Consider the following 18,866-nt stretch of genomic DNA (forward strand, 5'->3'; position numbering starts at 1 on the left):
CAGAGTCAAGCGTTTATTTTCGCTTTCGTCTGCCTGACGGGCCGGCTCGTTTGCCGTTGTGCCGTGTCAGTGGAGGCGCATTATAGGGAGTTCTTCTCAGCTGACAAGAGGAAATTTTAAAAAAAATTCCGATCGTTCATTTTCCAGGCACAAAGACTGAAGAATCACCATCATTGCCTGGTTTATAAACAAAAACGAGCCCCGCAGGGCCCGTTTTTCATTTTTTGCGAGTTACTGCACAGCGACAATATGATTGTCGCGCACGATAAGCTCGATAGTTTTACCGGGCACCAGCTCACCGGAGAGGATTTGCTGGGCCAGCGGGTTTTCAATCTGCTGCTGAATCGCACGTTTCAACGGACGCGCGCCATAAACCGGGTCGTAGCCGTTCTCACCAAGCAACTGCAGCGCGTCATCCGAGATATGCACCGCATACCCCCGGTCTTCCAGACGCTGATAAAGCCGCTGCAACTGGATCTGCGCAATAGAGGCAATGTGTTTCTGTCCTAACGGATGGAATACCACCACTTCATCAATACGGTTGATGAATTCCGGGCGGAAGCTCTGCCCGACCACGCCCATCACCAGCTCTTTCATGCTCGCGTAATCCAGCGCGCCGAAACGCTCCTGAATCAGATCGGAACCCAGGTTAGACGTCATGATGACCACGGTATTACGGAAATCGACCGTTCTGCCCTGCCCGTCCGTCAGACGTCCATCATCCAGCACCTGCAGAAGAATGTTGAACACATCAGGGTGCGCTTTTTCCACTTCATCCAGCAGAATGACGGAATAAGGACGACGGCGAACCGCTTCAGTCAGATAACCGCCCTCTTCATAACCGACATATCCCGGAGGTGCGCCAACCAGACGCGACACCGAGTGTTTCTCCATAAACTCGGACATATCGATACGCACCATCGCATCGTCGCTGTCGAACATAAAGTTAGCCAGCGCTTTGCAGAGTTCAGTTTTCCCCACCCCGGTCGGCCCGAGGAACAGGAACGACCCAATCGGACGGTTCGGATCGGAAAGCCCGGCGCGGCTACGGCGAATAGCATTCGACACCGCTTCGACCGCCTCATCCTGGCCGATCACACGCTGATGCAGATCCTGCTCCATACGCAGAAGCTTATCGCGCTCGCTCTCCATCATGCGGGAGACCGGAATACCGGTCCAGCGCGCCAGCACTTCGGCGATTTCCGCGTCAGTGACTTTATTTCGCAGCAGCCGCATCGTTTTGCCTTCCGACTGCGTAGCGGCGGCGAGCTGTTTCTCAAGCTCCGGAATTTTGCCGTACTGCAGTTCAGACATCCGTGCCAGGTCACCCACGCGGCGCGCCTGCTCGATGGCGATTTTCGCCTGCTCCAGCTCTGCTTTAATGGTCTGCGTGCCGGAGAGTGAGGCTTTTTCCGCTTTCCACTCTTCTTCCAGTTCGGAATACTGACGCTCTTTATCCGACAGCTCATCGTTCAGCATATCGAGGCGTTTTTTACTGGCCTCGTCAGACTCTTTCATCAACGCCTGCTGTTCCAGCTTGAGCTGAATAATGCGGCGGTCGAGGCGGTCAAGTTCCTCTGGCTTCGAGTCAATCTGCATACGAATGCTGGACGCCGCTTCATCGATAAGGTCAATGGCTTTATCCGGCAACTGGCGGTCGGCAATATAACGGTGCGACAGCGTCGCCGCTGCGACAATCGCCGGGTCGGTTATCTGCACATGGTGATGCAGCTCATAGCGCTCTTTCAGGCCGCGCAGGATCGCAATGGTATCTTCCACCGACGGCTGGGCGACAAACACTTTCTGGAAACGGCGCTCCAGCGCGGCGTCTTTTTCAATGTACTGGCGATATTCATCAAGCGTCGTGGCGCCTACGCAGTGCAGCTCACCGCGCGCCAGCGCCGGTTTGAGCATGTTGCCCGCATCCATCGCGCCATCGGCTTTACCCGCGCCGACCATAGTATGCAGCTCATCGATAAACAGGATGACGTTGCCTTCCTGTTTTGAGAGATCGTTCAGTACGCCTTTCAGACGCTCTTCAAATTCGCCGCGGTATTTCGCACCGGCCACCAGCGCGCCCATATCGAGCGCCAGCACCCGGCGCCCTTTCAGGCCTTCCGGCACTTCGCCATTAACGATACGCTGCGCCAGCCCTTCGACTATCGCGGTTTTACCGACGCCAGGCTCACCAATCAGTACCGGGTTGTTTTTGGTACGACGTTGCAGAACCTGAATCGTACGACGAATTTCTTCATCGCGGCCAATGACCGGATCGAGCTTGCCCTGCTCGGCACGCTCGGTCAGATCGACGGTATATTTTTTCAGTGCCTGCCGCTGATCTTCGGCCCCCTGATCGTTCACGGTTTCGCCTCCGCGCATATTTTCAATCGCTTGTGTGACGTTCGCGGTCGTGGCGCCCGCAGCTTTAAGTAAATCCGCAAGCGTTCCGCGCGACTCCAGCGCCGCCAGAACAAACAGCTCTGAGGAAATAAAATTGTCGCCCCGTTTCTGCGCCAGCTTGTCGCAGAGATTCAGTGCCCGCACCAAATCCTGCGACGGCTGAACGTCGCCGCCGGTGCCTTCCACCTGCGGCAGGCGGCTCAGCGCCTGGTCGAGATCGGTGCGTAACTTCCCGGCATTAACGCCTGCGGATGTCAGCAAAGGACGAACGGAACCGCCTTCCTGGTTTAGCAGGGCGCTCATGAGGTGAAGGGGTTCGATAAACTGGTTGTCGTGCCCCAGTGCGAGTGACTGGGCATCGGCAAGAGCAAGCTGGAATTTATTGGTAAGACGATCCAGACGCATAACTCCTCCCATAACAGGTCAAAATTGCTACTGGAGATTAAATGAGGTCATCCCTCAATTATTCAAGGTTAATGACCTTAATTATGTAGAGCGTCAGTTATCCGTACCGGATCGTCTTGATTCAATAGGTTATATCAGCCAAATGAAACTTGCCATACGACCTGTCGTTCTGTCGCGGCGATACGAGAAAAAATCGTGGCTTTCGCTATGCGTACAGCGCTCACCGCCATAAACGGCGGTCACGCCCATCTTCGCGAGACGCTGGCGCGCCAGCAGATAGATATCGGCGAAATATTTCTCGCCGTGCGGGCGAAAAGCAGCTGCAGCCGCCGGATCTTTAGCGATAAACGCCTCGCGCACTTCCGGACCAACTTCAAAAGCCTGCGGGCCAATCGCCGGGCCAAGCCAGGCCTGAATAGTGGCGGGCGGCGCGCGAAAACAGGCGACGGTCTCTTCGAGCACGCCTTCGCAGAGCCCGCGCCAGCCTGCGTGCGCCGCCGCCACTTCCGTGCCGGACGACTCGCAAAACAGCACCGGCAGGCAGTCGGCGGTCATCACCGCGCAGACCGTTCCCCGCTCACGGGTATAAGAGGCATCTGCGCGCTTAGAGGCATACGGCCCGCCGTCAAGATGAAGGACATCCTTACCGTGAACCTGCTCAAGCCAGACGGGCGATGAAGGGAAATTCGCCGCCTGATAAAAGCGGCGACGGTTCTCTTCGACATGTTCAGGATTATCCCCGCAGTGCGCGCCCAGATTTAAGGCGTCGTAAGGCGGCAGGCTGACGCCGCCGTGGCGGGTTGAGCTACAGGCCGCAACGCCCGAAGGCAGCGGCCACTGCGGAGTAATCAGTTTCATAACCAGTCCACGTCGTCTTTATGGGCTTCGAAATCAGCGCGCAGCGCGTCGATAAGATCAACCATGTCCTGCGGAATAGGCGCATGCCACTCCATCAGAATACCGCTGATGGGGTGATAAAGACGCAGCATAGTCGCGTGCAGCGCCTGGCGATCGAACTTACGCAGCGCCTGAATAAATGCTTCACTCGCGCCTTTCGGCGGACGCGGACGGCCGCCGTACAGCTGATCGCCCACCAGCGGATGGGTGATGTGCGCCATATGTACGCGGATCTGGTGCGTACGGCCGGTTTCCAGACGCAAACGCAGGCGGGTGTGAATCCGAAAATGCTCCATGATGCGGTAGTGCGTTACCGCCGGTTTACCCATCGGATGCACCGACATATGGGTGCGTTTGGTCGGGTGGCGGCTGATGGGCTCGCTGACCGTACCGCCCGCCGTCATATGTCCAATCGCCACCGCTTCATATTCGCGGGTGATTTCACGCAGCTGTAGCGCTTCAACCAGACGCGTCTGCGCCGGAACGGTTTTCGCGACAACCATCAGGCCGGTCGTGTCTTTATCCAGACGATGCACGATACCTGCACGCGGCACATCCGCGATAGGCGGATAATAGTGCAGTAGCGCGTTAAGCACCGTGCCGTCCGGGTTGCCGGCACCCGGATGAACCACCAGATCGCGCGGTTTGTTGATAACCAGAATATCGTCATCTTCATAAACGATATCGAGCGGGATATCCTGCGGCTCAAAGCGCGCTTCTTCTTCGATTTCAGCATTGATGGCGACACGTTCCCCACCCAACACTTTCTCTTTCGGCGTATCGCACATCTGGCCGTTTACCAGCACGCGCTGGTCAAGGATCCATTCTTTTATGCGTGAACGTGAATAATCCGGGAACAATTCGGCCAAAGCCTGATCTAAGCGTTGACCGAGTTGTGACTCGGACACCGTTGCGGTGAGTTGTACTCGTTGTGCCATATACAGCTTCTTCGTTAACGTTGGGTTTTACGGCTTTGCCGTTTAATATAGTGTGCTATTGTAGCTGGTCTTAATCGGGAGCTGGAACAGTGAAACTCCCGCATAACATCTGAGGAAAGTCAAAACGTCATGACGCGCATGAAATATCTGGTGGCAGCCGCCACGTTGAGCCTGGCTTTGGCGGGCTGCTCCGGTTCTAAGGAAGAGGTGCCCGATAATCCGCCTTCAGAGATCTACGCGACTGCGCAGCAAAAGCTGCAGGACGGTAACTGGAAAGCGGCAATAACGCAACTGGAAGCGTTAGATAACCGTTATCCGTTTGGCCCATATTCTCAGCAGGTACAGCTGGATCTGATCTACGCCTATTATAAAAACGCCGATCTGCCGCTGGCCCAGGCCGCTATTGACCGCTTTATTCGCCTTAACCCGACCCACCCGAATATCGACTACGTTATCTACATGCGCGGCCTGACCAATATGGCGCTTGATGACAGTGCGCTGCAGGGCTTCTTCGGCGTCGATCGCAGCGACCGCGATCCGCAACATGCGCGCGACGCGTTCCGCGACTTCTCGAAGCTGGTTCGTGGTTACCCGCAGAGCCAGTACGCCACCGACGCCACCAAACGTCTGGTCTATCTGAAAGACCGTCTGTCAAAATATGAGCTTTCCGTTGCGCAATACTACACCAAACGCGGCGCGTGGGTGGCCGTTGTGAACCGTGTGGAAGGTATGCTGCGTGATTATCCGGATACCAAGGCGACCCATGAAGGGCTGGGCCTGATGGAAAACGCCTATCGCGAGCTGCAGCTCAACGCGCAGGCGGATAAAGTGGCGAAAATTATCGCCGCGAATAACACCGGCTCCTGATCCTTACATCAGCGTAAAAAGCCAGCCCGGCGGGCTGGCTTTTTTTATGGCGTTACTCACCGGTCCACGTCGATCCGTCAATAAAGGTAACGCGGTCATCCACCCACTCGCGCACGATGTTCTCTGCCGCTTTACGGGCGTTTTCGGGCGTAAAGCCGCGATCCTTTTGCAACCACTGTGCCGTTGCCTGACGCGCAGGCTCAAGCGCCGCCAGCACTTTTTCACGCTGCGCTTTTGGCCAGGCCGCTTCGTCTTTCCACTCGCGGATCTCTTTTTCCGAATCCCGCGGTTTTTGAGCCGGTTCGGAAGGGTTGAGGTAATCCTCCGGCTTAACGGTCACGTGCAGCTCAAAAATACGCCAGTCCGCATAGCTGGCATGCTGAATCGTCCCGGCGCCTTCACTCGCTTTGCTCAGCGCATCGGAAAACGCATCGTCGAGCGCTTTCCAGGCGGGCGTACTGAAAATTGCAGCCTGAGGGGCACAAACTGGCGCTGCGCCATCGCGTGATGAACCATACAGCGCCCCAAACGCTTCATAAGCGGCCTGCCCTTGCGCCGGGAAAATAAAGCAGTGGACGTACGGGCGATCGCTATCGTTTTCGTAATCCAGCCTTTCGATATTCATACGCAGCAGCGTCAGCACCGCCCGGTCTTTGCCCTCTTTCGGGTCGCTGTCGATATCTTTCATCACCGACCAGGCGAAATCATCATCCTTAAGCCCGTCCAGCGCCATCTGATGACGCGTACTGGCCTCCTGCGCCGTCACGCCGCTGGCGGGCACGAAATGATTAAGATAAACCAGCCACGCGGAGGCGAGCGGCGTCTGATACTGGCGCAGCTTATCCGCGGCGGTCGCCGGTGAAGCAGGGATAAGACTGACCGCGGCATCGAAATCGTGGGTGGCGCGGCGCGCGATACGCTCAAGCTGTTCAGCGCGGGGTTTCATGGTCGCCATAAGACACGCGTTAAGTTCACTCGCATTACCTGTACAGGCGTTGCGCGTTTTAAGCCACGCGCGCTGCTCCGTGCGTAACGCCGCGGCGTCCTGTGCGGTCATGCTGCTTGTGGCGCGCAGGTAGCTGTCGCTGATTTTGCTGTCGAGTTCGCCGAGCGATGTTTGCTGGCAGATGGCGTGTTCAACAGGCGTGCCCGCTTTATCACAATCAAATGACGCGCCGATGGCAGGCGCAGCGCCACAGGCGAGCGTCACACAGAGCGCGAGACGACGAAGCGCCGTCAGCCGAAAGGTGGCTTTCATAACAATCCTTTTTACGTAAAGAGCCGTGCATTTAGGCAGGTATGAGTGACGCATTATTGCCGAAGCTGCGCCTTTCGAGGAACTCTCAAAAAAGGTATACGGACCAAAAAAGAGGCATAAAAACGGATTTGATGGAGGTTTAAACAGAGAAGGCGGTGGAGTTAACTCATCAACTATGACCGCTTTTAACGAGGCCGACAAGCGAAATCCGCCCTCTTCCTGTCCTGACTCACAAAAACGTTTTATTGACAAAAAGTGACAAAATAAAGTGATCTGAATCACGCAAATTGACGCTGGGGCGGTTATGCTGAAGTTACCAAGACGGGAAAGACAAGAGGTAACATTTATGACAATGAACATTACCAGCAAACAGATGGAAATCACCCCCGCTATCCGCCAGCACGTCGCCGACCGTCTCGCCAAACTTGAAAAATGGCAAACTCATCTGATTAATCCGCATATCATTTTATCTAAAGAACCCCAGGGGTTCGTCGCGGACGCCACCATCAATACACCTAACGGCCATCTGGTCGCCAGCGCCAAACATGAAGATATGTACACGGCCATTAACGAACTCATTAACAAGCTGGAAAGGCAACTGAACAAGGTGCAACACAAAGGCGAGGCCCGCCGCACCACAGGCTCCGTTAAAGACGCCAACTTCGCCGAAGTCGAAGAAGAAGAGTAAAAACATCATCGTCATCTTTTATCACGCGCCTTCGGGCGCGTTTTTTATTGACAGAACAAAAAGGGTGCGGGTACTTTACCGGTATGCTTATTAAGGAATCTCTCATGAAGCAACACGCGTTTTTCTTCGCTTTCTTTTTTACCTTCCCCTGAACGGGAGGCGTGTCGTCGTACAGAAAGCAAGCGAAGACGAACTAACAGGCCTCCCACTCCGGGGGGCCTTTTTTATGGCTATACACAAGGTGGCGTTATGACTGCGGAAAACCCGTTGCTGGCCCTGCGCGATAAAATCAGCGCGCTGGATGAACAATTACTCGCCCTGCTGGCGCAACGCCGGGCGCTGGCGGTTGAGGTAGGCAAAGCGAAACTCGCCACCCATCGTCCGGTCAGGGATATCGATCGCGAGCGAGATTTACTGGAGCGGTTAATTAGCCTTGGCAAAACTCACCATCTCGACGCGCACTACATCACCCGGCTTTTTCAGCTGATCATCGAAGACTCCGTTCTTACCCAGCAGGCGCTACTCCAGCAGCATCTTAACCAGACCAACCCGCACTCCGCCCGCATCGCGTTTCTCGGCCCGAAAGGCTCTTACTCGCACCTGGCCGCCCGCCAGTACGCGGCTCGCCATTTCGATCACTTCATCGAAAGCGGCTGCGCAAAATTTCACGATATCTTTAATCAGGTGGAGACCGGCCAGGCCGATTACGCCGTCGTGCCGATTGAGAACACCAGCTCCGGCGCGATTAACGATGTCTACGATCTGCTGCAACACACCAGCCTGTCGATTGTCGGCGAGCTGACGCTGCCTATCGATCACTGCGTGCTGGTCTCCACCTCCACCACGCTTGAGAAAATCGAAACCGTCTACAGCCATCCGCAGCCGTTCCAGCAGTGCAGCCAGTTCCTCAAGCGCTACCCGAACTGGAAAATCGAATATTGCGAAAGCACCGCCGCCGCGATGGAGAAAGTGGCGCACGCCAGCTCTCCGTATGTCGCCGCGCTCGGCAGCGAAGCAGGCGGCGCGCTCTACGGTTTACAGGTGCTGGAGCGCAATCTCGCCAACCAGACGCAGAACATCACCCGCTTTGTGGTGCTGGCCCGTAAGGCTATCAACGTATCCGATCAGGTGCCGGCGAAAACCACGCTGTTAATCGCCACCGGCCAGCAGGCTGGCGCGCTGGTAGAGGCGTTACTGGTGCTGCGTAATCACAATCTGATTATGACGAAGCTTGAATCGCGCCCGATTAACGGCAACCCGTGGGAAGAGATGTTCTATCTGGATGTTCAGGCGAATCTCCACGATGCTGCGATGCAGCAGGCGCTGAAAGAGCTTGTGGAGATCACCCGGTCGATGAAAGTACTGGGCTGTTACCCGAGCGAAAACGTGGTGCCGGTCGACCCGGCATAACCAGACACGGCCGGAGATCCGGCCGTTTTTTTATCCTTTAAATCGCGGCTTCGGCAGGCCTGCGACGCTGACCTCAAGCGTAAAGAGCGCGCCCGAGAGCGGAAACTTCTCCAGCTCCTCCAGATCCATATTTTCCCGCGTGGTGGTGATATAGAGCGTTTTCATCTCCGGGCCGCCAAAACAGACCATCGTCGGGCAGCGCACCGGCAGGCGATACTCCTCAAGCTGCTCGCCGTCTGGCGAAAACCGCGCGATGCGGTGACCGTCATACATCGCCGTCCAGTAGCAGCCTTCCACATCCAGCGCCGCGCCATCAGGAATGCCTTCGCCTTCGCCAAAGGTTTTAAAAATCTCGCGTTTGCCCGGCTCGCCGAGCTCATCAAGCGGCGTGCGGTAAATCACGCCTTTCGGCGTATCAGAGGTATACATCCAGCGTCTGTCAGGGCTGAAGGCAAGGCCATTCGCGCCGTGAATATCACTCTGGATAACATGCGCGCTGAGATCATTGTCTACACGCACCAGCAGCGCGCCTTTGTAGTCACCGGGAGCCCAGAAAGTGCCCGCGTAAAAGCGTCCGTCGTGGTCGGTGCCGCCGTCGTTAAAGCGCGCCAGCGCCGGGTTATTGGGGTTATCGCAAATCTTCTGCCCCAGAATGCCCCGCTCGTCAGCAAGCCAGATGCCGCTGCGCAGCGCGACGATAAAGCCGCCCTTCTCACGCAGCGCGAAGCATCCCACCTCTTCCGGGAATTGCCAGACGCGGTGTTCGCCGCTTTGCGGCTGGTAGCGATGGATCTCCTGCTCCAGGATATCGGCCCAGTAGAGCGCCTGCTCCTGCGCGTCCCAGGTCGGGCATTCCGGCAGGTGGCCGGTGTAATCAAACAACAGCTGCGGTTGCGCCATTTCGTTCATCCTTTTTCGCCATAAAAAAAGCCAGCGGAACTGGCCTGCTGGCTTTTGAGTATAAGCGGATTTTGCGTTACTGGCGGCTGTCGTTTGCCTGGCGCAACAGCGCGCGGCTCTCCTGCTGGAATCGTTTCGCATAATCGCCGAACCAGTGCTCCACTTTCCGGAAGCTGTCGATAAACGCACGCTTATCGCCCTGCTCCAGCAGGCCAATCGCCTCGCCAAACCGCTGGTAGTAACGCTTAATGAGCGCCAGATTGCCCGGCGACGACATAATAATGTCGGCGTAGAGCTGCGGGTCCTGCGCAAACAGGCGGCCCACCATCGCCAGTTCCAGCCGGTAAATCGGCGAGGAGAGCGCCAGCAGTTGCTCCAGCTGTACATTTTCTTCGGCCAGATGCAGACCGTAGGCAAACGTCGCAAAATGGCGCAGCGCCTGGATAAACGCCATGTTTTGATCGTGCTCGACCGCGCTGATGCGGTGCAGCCGCGCGCCCCAGACCTGAATTTGCTCAAGGAACCACTGGTACGCCTCCGGCATACGTCCGTCGCAGTAGACCACTACCTGTTTGGCAAGGCTGCCGCTGTCCGGCCCGAACATCGGGTGCAGGCCCAGTACCGGGCCGGAATGCGCTTCCAGCATCGCCTGCAGCGGTACGTTTTTCACCGAGGTTAAATCGACCAGCACGCAATCTTCCGGCAGCGCGGGCAGCTTGCGGATAATCGCTTCGGTCAGGTGCACCGGCACACTGACAATCACCATTCCGGCATCAGCACACAGCGTCTGCGCCTGTGGCCAGTCCTGCTGCTCCAGAATGCGCACCTGGTAGCCGGAAAGCGTGAGCATTTTTTCAAACAGCTGGCCCATCTGGCCGCCGCCGCCGACAATCACTACCGGGCGCAGCGCCGGGTTAAGCGTTTTAAAGCCTTTATCGTTCTCGCTGGAGTACGATTCCCGCATCACGCGCCGCAACACATCTTCGATAAGATCCGGCGGCACGCCGAGCGTTTCGGCCTCATGACGACGCGACGCCAGCATAGAGGCCTCGCGCTCCGGCACATAAATCGGCAGCCCGTAGCGGCTTTTTACTTCACCCACTTCCGCCACCAGCTCCAGACGGCGCGCCAGCAGCCCCAGCAGCGCCTTATCCACTTCATCAATTTGATCGCGCAGCGCGGTCAGTTCAGCCACCATCGTTAAACCCCTTACGCCAGGCGCGCCGCCAGCGCCCCTCGCAAATCCTGATGAAGCTCGCGCAGGAGCGCCTCGGTGGTTTCCCAGCTAATGCAGGCGTCGGTAACCGATACGCCGTATTTCATGGCGCTGCGCGGCTGTTCGGAAGACTGATTGCCTTCGTGAAGGTGGCTTTCAATCATCAGACCAATAATAGAACGGTTGCCGTCTTTAATCTGCGCCACCGCGGATTCCGCGACGCCCGGCTGGCGGCGGTAGTCTTTGTTCGAGTTGCCGTGGCTGCAGTCAATCATCAGCGCCGGACGCAGACCCGCCTGCGCCATCTCTTTTTCGCACTGCGCGACATCCGCCGGGCTGTAGTTCGGCGCTTTGCCGCCGCGCAGGATCACGTGGCCATCCGGGTTGCCCTGCGTTTGCAGCAGGCACACCTGGCCTGCCTGGTTGATGCCGACAAAACGGTGCGGCATCGCGGCGGCGCGCATCGCGTTAATCGCAGTCGCAAGGCTGCCGTCGGTACCGTTTTTAAAGCCAACCGGCATTGAGAGGCCGGACGCCATTTCGCGGTGCGTCTGCGATTCCGTGGTACGCGCGCCAATCGCGGACCAGCTAAAGAGATCGCCTAAGTATTGCGGGCTGTTCGGATCAAGCGCTTCGGTCGCGAGCGGCAGGCCAAGGCTCACCAGATCCACCAGCAGGCGGCGCGCGATCTTCAGCCCCGCCTCCACATCAAACGAGCCATCCATATGCGGATCGTTAATCAGCCCCTTCCAGCCAACCGTGGTACGGGGCTTTTCAAAATAGACGCGCATGACAAGGTAAAGACTATCGCTGACCTGTTCAGACAGGGCTTTAAATCGACGAGCATACTCCATCGCGGCTTCTGGATCGTGGATCGAGCAAGGTCCACACACCACCAGCAGGCGCGGATCGCGACCAGCGATAATATCGGACATGGTCTGGCGAGAGCGCGCGATCTGCGCCTCCTGTTCAACGGTCAGCGGAAACTGGGCTTTGAGTTGATCCGGAGTGATTAATACCTGTTCATCGGCGATATGAACGTTATTCAGCGCGTCTTTTTGCATGATGGCGATCCTGTAAGTTTGCTCGTTGCGATAGTTTTCCTCTGCGAGGAGGATTTAACAATATCACAGGTAGTAAAGATTTCAATCCATAAAACGTACCGATAACTTTACAATAGGAAAATAAATGGCGGTTACCGGGCCTGAACGTGTAATTATTACTTTCCATAATAAGAAAAGGCGGGTTTCCCCGCCCTGTTATTATTGCCCTTTCTCAACGACCGGTTCGCGGCACCCCTGCCGCCAGCGCCAGTAGTCCATCAACAATATTATAACGAGGCTAATGCCCATGACCGGCAGCCCCAGCCCCAGCAGCACAGCTGTCGCGAGCGTCACCACGCGCCAGACAACAGGCAGATTTAGCCAGCCCTGGCTCAGCGTCGCTGCCGGGCTAACCAACGGCCCCTGCGGGCGACGCAACCACCAGAGCCGGTAGCCAAGCACAATTGCCACGCACAGCGCGATGCCGAAGGTGATAAGCAGCAACTGGTTTGGCAGGCCGAACAGAATGCCCATATGAAAATCGACGCCCCAGCGTGTGAGCTTCGCCATCAGCGGGTAATCCGCAAAGCGTGTGATATCGATAACCTGGAGTGTGGCGCCGTCCACTGCCACGGCATCCACTTGCGTGGGCCAGGCGCGGTCGATTTCTGTCACCGTCCAGGCGCGCCCCGCCTCGCGCGGCGGACGAATCTCCAGCCTGCGGGCGTCAATACCGGCGTTTCTCGCCGCGTGTAGCACCTGGTCATACTGACGCGTATCAATGTGCAGCGCTGGCATGTCCATCGTGCCGTGATGCATATGGTGTTCCGCATGCGGATCGTGTTCCTGCGCCCCGCCATGCAGTTGCGTATTGACCTGCGGCGTCAGCCAGCCAAACGCGGCGCGCATTTTATCGACGTTCGCGCCTGCCCACTGCGACCAGGTAAGGCCGGTTGCGGAAAACAGCAGCATACCGGCAAGCAGCGCCCAGCCGAGGCCCGTATGCAGGCGGCGTGTATTCTGAAACGCGTTTTTCATGCGCCTTTTCGGGCGGGTCAGGCACCAGAGCGCGATACCGCCGAGCGCCGCCACCCACATCCATGAGGCCGCCAGTTCGCTGTAGACACGCCCGACGTCGCCAAGCAGCAGCGAGCGGTGCATATAGTCTATCCACTGGCGCAGGGGCAGAATGCCGCTGGTGCCATAGACGGTCATGTCACCTTTTACCGCAAGCGTCACCGGATCGATAAATATGGCGCGCGACTCCGACTCACCAAGCGACGGGTCAGCAAACATCACCCGCGTCGTCTCGCCAGGCGTTAATGCCGGACGCACCGCAGAGAGGCGCAACTTACCGCCGGTCTGTTGCTCCGCCACCGCGATTTGCTGCGCCAGCGGCAGAGGCGTGCCCGACGTAGCGCCGGACAGCGCCTCGCGATAGATCCAGTTTTCCAGCTGCGGGGTTGCGACATAGAGCGTGCCCGTCAGCGCGGCGATGAAGATAAACGGCCCGATAAACAGACCAATATAGAAATGAAGGCGTCGCAGCAGGTTTACCCATGCCGCGCGCGGCGTGCAGGAAGTCATACTTTTCCTTTTTCAAAAGCAGGTGTTATCGCTGCGCCAGGGCGCAGGGGGTTTTAGCAGGAAAAAGCAGACAGGCGCGGCGGCGCGCGGGTATCGGGCCAGAGACGCGGGTAAAAACGCCAGTGCCTGGCCACCGGGCGAGGAACCGGCAACCGCACGCGTTGGAGAATAAAGGAGATGAGCAGTACAAGCGCCAGCAACAGGCCAGGCACGTGCGCCAGCAAAACGCAGTAGCCACACGCTTCGGCATGATCGACCGGCATGGGCATCGGTTCAGGGGCAGCCCTCTCGTGGTGCATGTCCTGATGCATATCGGCCATATCGCCCATATCCGCCATCGGCATCTCATGATGCATGCCGGGCATCGCGCTCATCGGGTCTTTTTGCAGGCTGACAGAAATAAGCGGCGCCACCACAATCAGCACGATCGCGAACAGCGCAAGCATGGCTGCGCGATAACGAAACACGGACTGATAAAAGATGTTGCTGCCCACTGCACCTCCAGAAAGGGAGGCTTATTGTAAATGATTTGGATGCAAAAGGTTAACGCATGGGAAGGGAAACAGCTGCTCTTTACACTGCGTTTAAGCGGTAAAGTGACAAAAAAAGGGCCAGCCCGCAGGCCAGCCCTTTTTATATGGGATGTCGCTTAAGCGAATCTTAGTTAAGACGCTCTTTGATACGAGCAGACTTACCAGTGCGCTCACGCAGGTAGTACAGTTTAGCTTTACGTACAGCACCACGACGTTTAACAGCAATGCTGTCAACTACCGGAGAGTGAGTCTGGAAGACACGCTCAACGCCTTCGCCGTTGGAGATTTTGCGAACAGTGAATGCAGAGTGCAGACCGCGGTTACGGATAGCGATAACCACGCCCTCGAATGCCTGCAGACGTTTTTTGGAACCTTCAACAACCCATACTTTCACTTCCACGGTATCACCCGGACGGAAGGAAGGTACGTCCTGCTTCATCTGCTCTTGTTCAAGTTGCTTAATAATGTTGCTCATAATTTAATCTCTTATCCTGGGTAAACTGATGTTTCGGGTAGCGGCTTACGCGTCGCCAGTCCCATCATGTCTATGTTGCTGTTGTGCGTGTTCAGTTTTGAACTCCGCCAGCAACTTTGCTTGCTCTTCAGTCAGAGCCAGGTTTTCCAGAAGTTCAGGTCTTCTAAGCCAGGTACGGCCCAGCGACTGCTTCAGGCGCCAGCGTCTGATTTCGGCATGGTTCCCCGACAGTAAAACTGGCGGTACTTCCATCCCTTCTAACACTTCAGGCCGGGTATAGTGCGGACAATCCAGCAACCCGTCGGCAAAGGAATCTTCCGTTGCCGACGCTTCGTGACCGAGTACGCCCGGAATAAACCTGGCGACCGAATCAATCAGCGTCATGGCGGGTAGCTCACCGCCGCTGAGAACGTAATCGCCGATTGACCATTCTTCGTCAATTTCGGTCTGAATTACGCGCTCATCTATCCCTTCGTAGCGGCCACAAACCAGAATCAACTTCTCGTTCGTCGCCAGCTCACTGACGCCCGCTTGATCAAGCTTGCGTCCCTGAGGTGAAAGGTAAATCACCTTTGCGCCCTCGCCTGCCGCGGCTTTCGCTGCGTGAATGGCGTCCCGCAAGGGTTGCACCATCATTAGCATCCCCGGTCCGCCGCCGTAGGGCCTGTCGTCCACGGTACGGTGCCGGTCGTGCGTGAAGTCGCGAGGACTCCAGCTGTCGATGCTCAGCAGGCCATTTTTTACTGCCCGGCCAGTTACCCCGTAATCGGTAATCGCGCGGAACATCTCAGGAAACAGGCTGATTATGCCAATCCACATAGCGCCGTTTATTACCGTTTGTCCGGAGGTTTAAAAACCAGGATCCCAATCTACTTCAATAGTTTGAGTAGCGAGATCGACTTTCTTGATAACCTGCCCATCGAGGAACGGAAGTAACCGCTCCTTGATACCGAACGCATCTTTCAGGTTTGCCTTAACGACGAGAACGTCGTTCGACCCGGTTTCCATCATGTCGATGACTTTACCGAGGCTGTACCCTTCCGTCGTGACTACCTGGCAACCGATAAGGTCTTTCCAGTAATAGTCGCCTTCTTCGAGGTCCGGCAACTGCGAGGAATCCACGACAATTTCGCAATTGGTCAACAGATTCGCGGCATCACGATCGTCAACGCCTTTCAGCTTGATGATCATGTCCTGATTGTGGTGCTTCCAGCTTTCCAGCTGTACTTGCTGCCACTGACCCGCCTGCTGGATAAACCAGGGCTGATAGTCAAAAATGCTTTCAGCGTCTTCGGTGGAGGAAAACACTCTGAGCCAACCACGAATGCCGTAAGAAGAACCCATTTTCCCGAGAACAATCGGGTTAACAGGGGCTTTAGCGGCGTCTTGCTTGCTCATCATGACCACCGTGACAGATTAAGCTGCTTTTTTTGCTGCTTTGATCAGCGCGGAAACGCGATCGGAAACGGTAGCGCCCTGGCCAACCCAGTGCTCGATACGATCCAGATCCAGGCGGGTGCCTTCTTCTTTCTCGTTCGCGATCGGGTTGAAGAAACCAACGCGCTCAATGAAGCGACCGTTGCGTGCATTGCGGCTATCAGTAACGACAACCTGGTAGAACGGACGCTTTTTAGCGCCGTGACGTGCTAAACGAATAGTTACCATAACATCCTCTTGTGTGAATAAAACACCGGGCCCCATCGAGGAACGGAGCCCGGCGTCATATTAAAAGCCCGAAAATTTTACTGATTTCTGAGGAAAAAGCAATCTGCATATAGCAACAGAGAACAATCAGGCGTATATCGTTGCAGCCAGTTTCGTCACGGCGTGCGCGCAGGAAGCGGAGCGTACACGCAGTACGTGAGCATTCCGAGCACACCCCGGGGCGAAAATGGCAAATAAGATAGCCTGATTTTTCTCTGTTTAGCGGCCAGGGAATCCCGGGGGCATCATCCCTTTCATATTCCGCATCATCTTCGCCATCCCGCCTTTCTTCATCTTCTTCATCATACGCTGCATGTCGTCGAACTGTTTCAGAAGGCGGTTAACGTCCTGCACTTGCATCCCGCAGCCTGCCGCGATACGACGCTTGCGAGAGCCTTTGATGATTTCTGGCTTCGCGCGCTCTTTCAGCGTCATCGAATTAATGATGGCTTCCATACGCACCAGGATTTTGTCATCCATCTGCGATTTCACGTTGTCCGGCAGTTGTCCCATGCCCGGCAGCTTGCCCATCAGGCTCGCCATGCCGCCCATGTTTTTCATCTGCTTGAGCTGCTCAAGGAAATCGTTCAGATCGAAGCCGTCGCCTTTTTTCAGCTTGGAGGCGAGTTTCTCCGCCTGGGCGCGATCGACTTTGCTCTCGATATCTTCGATAAGCGACAGCACATCGCCCATGCCGAGAATACGCGACGCGATACGATCCGGGTGGAACGGCTCCAGCGCTTCGGTTTTCTCGCCGACGCCGAGGAATTTAATCGGTTTGCCGGTGATGTGACGAATCGAGAGCGCCGCACCGCCGCGGGCGTCGCCATCCACTTTGGTCAGCACCACGCCGGTCAGCGGCAGCGCTTCGTTGAAGGCTTTCGCGGTATTGGCGGCGTCCTGGCCGGTCATCGCATCGACTACAAACAGCGTTTCCACCGGTTTGATAAAGGCATGAACCTGCTTGATTTCGTCCATCATCGCTTCGTCGACGTGCAGACGACCGGCGGTATCCACCAGCAGCACGTCGTAGAATTTCAGCTTCGCTTCTTTCAGCGCCGCGTTAACGATGTCGACCGGCTTTTGCGCGACGTCAGACGGGAAGAAATCGACGCCGACCTGCTGCGCCAGCGTTTCGAGCTGTTTAATCGCCGCCGGGCGATACACGTCCGCGGAAACCACCAGCACTTTTTTCTTGTGCTTTTCGCGCAGGAATTTACCGAGCTTGCCGACGCTTGTCGTTTTACCGGCACCCTGCAGGCCCGCCATCAGCACCACGGCAGGCGGCTGCGCGGCCAGGTTCAGGCTCTGGTTTTCTTCGCCCATGGCCGCCACCAGTTCGTTACGAACAATCTTCACGAACTCCTGGCCTGGCGTCAGGCTTTTGTTAACTTCATGCCCTACCGCTTTCTCTTTTACGCGGTTGATGAAGTCACGCACTACCGGCAGCGCGACGTCCGCTTCCAGCAGCGCCATGCGCACTTCGCGCAGCGTCTCTTTAATGTTGTCTTCAGTCAGGCGCCCACGGCCGCTGATATTGCGCAGCGTGCGCGACAAACGGTCAGTTAAATTATCAAACATGATCTCTTGCCCAAGGGTAACTTTAGGCCGCCGCAGCGACACCGAGTAAGAATGAGGCGCAGTATAACATGAAGCCGCCCTGGTTGTGATGCAACGGTTGGAGCAGGCGGCGCGTAACGCTATACTGCTTCTCTTTCTCTTCTGGCTAATCCGACATCCTATATGCCTGTTTTTTCACTGCTGGCGCTTGTCGCCTACTCGGTAAGCCTGGCGCTTATCATTCCCGGCCTGCTTCGCAAGAACAGCGCGTGGCGTCGTCTTGCGATAATTTCGGCGGTGATAGCGCTCGTCTGCCACGCCGTGGCGCTGGAAGGTCGACTGTTCCCGGACGACAGCAGCGGCGGCCAGAATCTCAGCCTGCTGAACGTCGGTTCGCTGGTCAGCCTGATGATCTGCACCGTGATGACGATTGTGGCCTCGAAAAACCGCGGCTGGCTGCTGTTGCCGATTGTTTACGCGTTTGCGCTGATCAACCTGGCCTTCGCGACCTTCGTGCCGAACGAATACATCACGCATCTGGAAACCACGCCCGGCATGATGGTGCACATCGGCCTGTCGCTCTTTTCCTACGCGACGCTGATTATCGCCGCGCTCTACGCGCTGCAACTGGCGTGGATAGACTATCTGCTGAAAAACAAAAAGCTGGTGTTCAGCGCCGACATGCCGCCGCTGATGGGTATCGAGCGCAAGATGTTCCATATCACCCAGGTGGGCGTCGTGCTGCTGACGCTGACGCTCTGCACCGGTCTGTTCTATCTTCACAACATGTTCAGCATGGAGAATATCGACAAAGCGGTGCTGTCCATCGTCGCATGGTTTGTCTATATCATCCTGCTCTGGGGACACTATCATGAAGGCTGGCGCGGCCGCCGCGTGGTGTGGTTTAACGTCGCAGGCGCCGCCTTGCTGACGCTGGCCTACTTCGGCAGCCGGGTTATCCAGCAGTTCGCTGGCTAAACTTCAA

At 56.6% G+C, this 18,866-nt stretch carries 19 protein-coding genes and 1 other annotated feature; of the genes, 5 read left to right on the forward strand and 14 right to left on the reverse strand.

From position 1 onward, the window contains the following. Positions 1 to 231 precede the first annotated feature (231 nt). The 3 genes from clpB to rluD all read right to left on the reverse strand — a co-directional run bounded on the left by clpB (position 232) and on the right by rluD (position 4,640). Positions 232 to 2,805 (reverse strand): ATP-dependent chaperone ClpB, encoded by a 2,574-nt coding sequence (gene clpB, locus ACUW6V_RS07895; RefSeq protein WP_007870142.1) that lies wholly within the window; start codon positions 2,803 to 2,805, stop codon positions 232 to 234. Positions 2,806 to 2,934: 129 nt separating this feature from the next. After that, entirely contained in the window at positions 2,935 to 3,663 is a 729-nt protein-coding gene (gene yfiH, locus ACUW6V_RS07900; RefSeq protein ID WP_012124007.1) for a purine nucleoside phosphorylase YfiH, read from the reverse strand. Beyond that, positions 3,660 to 4,640: a 23S rRNA pseudouridine(1911/1915/1917) synthase RluD gene (rluD, locus tag ACUW6V_RS07905; protein WP_004385568.1), complete on the reverse strand. Its 981-nt coding sequence runs from the start codon at positions 4,638 to 4,640 to the stop codon at positions 3,660 to 3,662. The genes yfiH and rluD overlap by 4 nt, the downstream gene beginning before the upstream one ends. Before the next feature lie 129 nt (positions 4,641 to 4,769). Here rluD and bamD point away from each other — a divergent pair, with 129 nt between their 5' ends. Then, positions 4,770 to 5,507 (forward strand): outer membrane protein assembly factor BamD, encoded by a 738-nt coding sequence (gene bamD / locus ACUW6V_RS07910; protein WP_454038220.1) that lies wholly within the window; start codon positions 4,770 to 4,772, stop codon positions 5,505 to 5,507. A gap of 52 nt (positions 5,508 to 5,559) precedes the next feature. Here bamD and ACUW6V_RS07915 read toward each other — a convergent pair whose 3' ends face one another. Continuing rightward, positions 5,560 to 6,765 carry a lysozyme inhibitor LprI family protein gene (locus ACUW6V_RS07915; protein ID WP_312600035.1) on the reverse strand — a complete coding sequence of 402 codons (1,206 nt, stop codon included), beginning with the start codon at positions 6,763 to 6,765 and terminating at the stop codon, positions 5,560 to 5,562. A 346-nt stretch (positions 6,766 to 7,111) separates the two neighbouring features. Between ACUW6V_RS07915 and raiA the strand changes: the two genes are divergently transcribed. From raiA to pheA, 3 genes are all read left to right on the forward strand, one after another. Then, a complete protein-coding gene (gene raiA, locus ACUW6V_RS07920) occupies positions 7,112 to 7,453 on the forward strand; it encodes a ribosome-associated translation inhibitor RaiA (RefSeq protein WP_004385565.1) in 342 nt (113 codons plus the stop codon). A 103-nt stretch (positions 7,454 to 7,556) separates the two neighbouring features. Further along, positions 7,557 to 7,681 (forward strand) — a sequence feature (Phe leader region). After that, a complete protein-coding gene (gene pheL, locus ACUW6V_RS07925) occupies positions 7,558 to 7,605 on the forward strand; it encodes a pheA operon leader peptide PheL (protein ID WP_192961017.1) in 48 nt (15 codons plus the stop codon). (Overlaps the previous feature by 48 nt.) A gap of 21 nt (positions 7,682 to 7,702) precedes the next feature. Beyond that, a complete protein-coding gene (gene pheA, locus ACUW6V_RS07930; RefSeq protein WP_007896306.1) occupies positions 7,703 to 8,863 on the forward strand; it encodes a bifunctional chorismate mutase/prephenate dehydratase in 1,161 nt (386 codons plus the stop codon). A 30-nt stretch (positions 8,864 to 8,893) separates the two neighbouring features. Here pheA and ACUW6V_RS07935 read toward each other — a convergent pair whose 3' ends face one another. The 10 genes from ACUW6V_RS07935 to ffh form a co-directional block, all read right to left on the reverse strand. Further along, the gene (locus ACUW6V_RS07935; RefSeq protein ID WP_411814039.1) at positions 8,894 to 9,763 is read right to left on the reverse strand and encodes an SMP-30/gluconolactonase/LRE family protein; all 870 of its coding nucleotides are present in this window, start codon (positions 9,761 to 9,763) and stop codon (positions 8,894 to 8,896) included. 76 nt (positions 9,764 to 9,839) lie between these two features. Then, the gene (gene tyrA / locus ACUW6V_RS07940; protein WP_007896302.1) at positions 9,840 to 10,961 is read right to left on the reverse strand and encodes a bifunctional chorismate mutase/prephenate dehydrogenase; all 1,122 of its coding nucleotides are present in this window, start codon (positions 10,959 to 10,961) and stop codon (positions 9,840 to 9,842) included. An 11-nt stretch (positions 10,962 to 10,972) separates the two neighbouring features. Next, the gene (aroF, locus tag ACUW6V_RS07945; protein ID WP_454038221.1) at positions 10,973 to 12,043 is read right to left on the reverse strand and encodes a 3-deoxy-7-phosphoheptulonate synthase AroF; all 1,071 of its coding nucleotides are present in this window, start codon (positions 12,041 to 12,043) and stop codon (positions 10,973 to 10,975) included. A gap of 198 nt (positions 12,044 to 12,241) precedes the next feature. Further along, complete coding sequence (locus ACUW6V_RS07950) at positions 12,242 to 13,609, reverse strand: PepSY-associated TM helix domain-containing protein (protein WP_454038222.1); 1,368 nt, start codon at positions 13,607 to 13,609, stop codon at positions 12,242 to 12,244. Between the two features lie 53 nt (positions 13,610 to 13,662). Beyond that, entirely contained in the window at positions 13,663 to 14,103 is a 441-nt protein-coding gene (locus ACUW6V_RS07955; RefSeq protein ID WP_325762854.1) for a DUF2946 domain-containing protein, read from the reverse strand. A 166-nt stretch (positions 14,104 to 14,269) separates the two neighbouring features. Continuing rightward, positions 14,270 to 14,617 carry a 50S ribosomal protein L19 gene (gene rplS / locus ACUW6V_RS07960; protein WP_002914145.1) on the reverse strand — a complete coding sequence of 116 codons (348 nt, stop codon included), beginning with the start codon at positions 14,615 to 14,617 and terminating at the stop codon, positions 14,270 to 14,272. A gap of 45 nt (positions 14,618 to 14,662) precedes the next feature. Further along, positions 14,663 to 15,436, reverse strand: coding sequence for a tRNA (guanosine(37)-N1)-methyltransferase TrmD (trmD, locus tag ACUW6V_RS07965; protein ID WP_004385559.1), 774 nt, complete (start codon positions 15,434 to 15,436; stop codon positions 14,663 to 14,665). Between the two features lie 30 nt (positions 15,437 to 15,466). Then, positions 15,467 to 16,015 carry a ribosome maturation factor RimM gene (rimM, locus tag ACUW6V_RS07970; RefSeq protein ID WP_007870198.1) on the reverse strand — a complete coding sequence of 183 codons (549 nt, stop codon included), beginning with the start codon at positions 16,013 to 16,015 and terminating at the stop codon, positions 15,467 to 15,469. 18 nt (positions 16,016 to 16,033) lie between these two features. Next, positions 16,034 to 16,282, reverse strand: a complete 249-nt coding sequence (gene rpsP, locus ACUW6V_RS07975; protein ID WP_004385557.1) for a 30S ribosomal protein S16 — start codon at positions 16,280 to 16,282, stop codon at positions 16,034 to 16,036. 258 nt (positions 16,283 to 16,540) lie between these two features. Next, a complete protein-coding gene (ffh, locus tag ACUW6V_RS07980) occupies positions 16,541 to 17,902 on the reverse strand; it encodes a signal recognition particle protein (RefSeq protein WP_454038223.1) in 1,362 nt (453 codons plus the stop codon). A 162-nt stretch (positions 17,903 to 18,064) separates the two neighbouring features. Between ffh and ACUW6V_RS07985 the strand changes: the two genes are divergently transcribed. Then, positions 18,065 to 18,859: a cytochrome C assembly family protein gene (locus ACUW6V_RS07985; RefSeq protein ID WP_007795757.1), complete on the forward strand. Its 795-nt coding sequence runs from the start codon at positions 18,065 to 18,067 to the stop codon at positions 18,857 to 18,859. Positions 18,860 to 18,866 lie beyond the last annotated feature (7 nt).

This window comes from Cronobacter sp. 153480017-3, assembly GCF_053627815.1.

Excerpts from the sequence above, each read along its gene's own strand:
- clpB (WP_007870142.1), bottom strand. The coding sequence starts at position 2,805 with ATGCGTCTGGATCGTCTTACCAATAAATTCCAGCTTGCTCTTGCCGAT.
- yfiH (WP_012124007.1), bottom strand. The coding sequence starts at position 3,663 with ATGAAACTGATTACTCCGCAGTGGCCGCTGCCTTCGGGCGTTGCGGCC.
- rluD (WP_004385568.1), bottom strand. The coding sequence starts at position 4,640 with ATGGCACAACGAGTACAACTCACCGCAACGGTGTCCGAGTCACAACTC.
- bamD (WP_454038220.1), top strand. The coding sequence starts at position 4,770 with ATGACGCGCATGAAATATCTGGTGGCAGCCGCCACGTTGAGCCTGGCT.
- ACUW6V_RS07915 (WP_312600035.1), bottom strand. The coding sequence starts at position 6,765 with ATGAAAGCCACCTTTCGGCTGACGGCGCTTCGTCGTCTCGCGCTCTGT.
- raiA (WP_004385565.1), top strand. The coding sequence starts at position 7,112 with ATGACAATGAACATTACCAGCAAACAGATGGAAATCACCCCCGCTATC.
- pheA (WP_007896306.1), top strand. The coding sequence starts at position 7,703 with ATGACTGCGGAAAACCCGTTGCTGGCCCTGCGCGATAAAATCAGCGCG.
- ACUW6V_RS07935 (WP_411814039.1), bottom strand. The coding sequence starts at position 9,763 with ATGGCGCAACCGCAGCTGTTGTTTGATTACACCGGCCACCTGCCGGAA.
- tyrA (WP_007896302.1), bottom strand. The coding sequence starts at position 10,961 with ATGGTGGCTGAACTGACCGCGCTGCGCGATCAAATTGATGAAGTGGAT.
- aroF (WP_454038221.1), bottom strand. The coding sequence starts at position 12,043 with ATGCAAAAAGACGCGCTGAATAACGTTCATATCGCCGATGAACAGGTA.
- ACUW6V_RS07950 (WP_454038222.1), bottom strand. The coding sequence starts at position 13,609 with ATGACTTCCTGCACGCCGCGCGCGGCATGGGTAAACCTGCTGCGACGC.
- rplS (WP_002914145.1), bottom strand. The coding sequence starts at position 14,617 with ATGAGCAACATTATTAAGCAACTTGAACAAGAGCAGATGAAGCAGGAC.
- trmD (WP_004385559.1), bottom strand. The coding sequence starts at position 15,436 with ATGTGGATTGGCATAATCAGCCTGTTTCCTGAGATGTTCCGCGCGATT.
- rimM (WP_007870198.1), bottom strand. The coding sequence starts at position 16,015 with ATGAGCAAGCAAGACGCCGCTAAAGCCCCTGTTAACCCGATTGTTCTC.
- rpsP (WP_004385557.1), bottom strand. The coding sequence starts at position 16,282 with ATGGTAACTATTCGTTTAGCACGTCACGGCGCTAAAAAGCGTCCGTTC.
- ffh (WP_454038223.1), bottom strand. The coding sequence starts at position 17,902 with ATGTTTGATAATTTAACTGACCGTTTGTCGCGCACGCTGCGCAATATC.
- ACUW6V_RS07985 (WP_007795757.1), top strand. The coding sequence starts at position 18,065 with ATGCCTGTTTTTTCACTGCTGGCGCTTGTCGCCTACTCGGTAAGCCTG.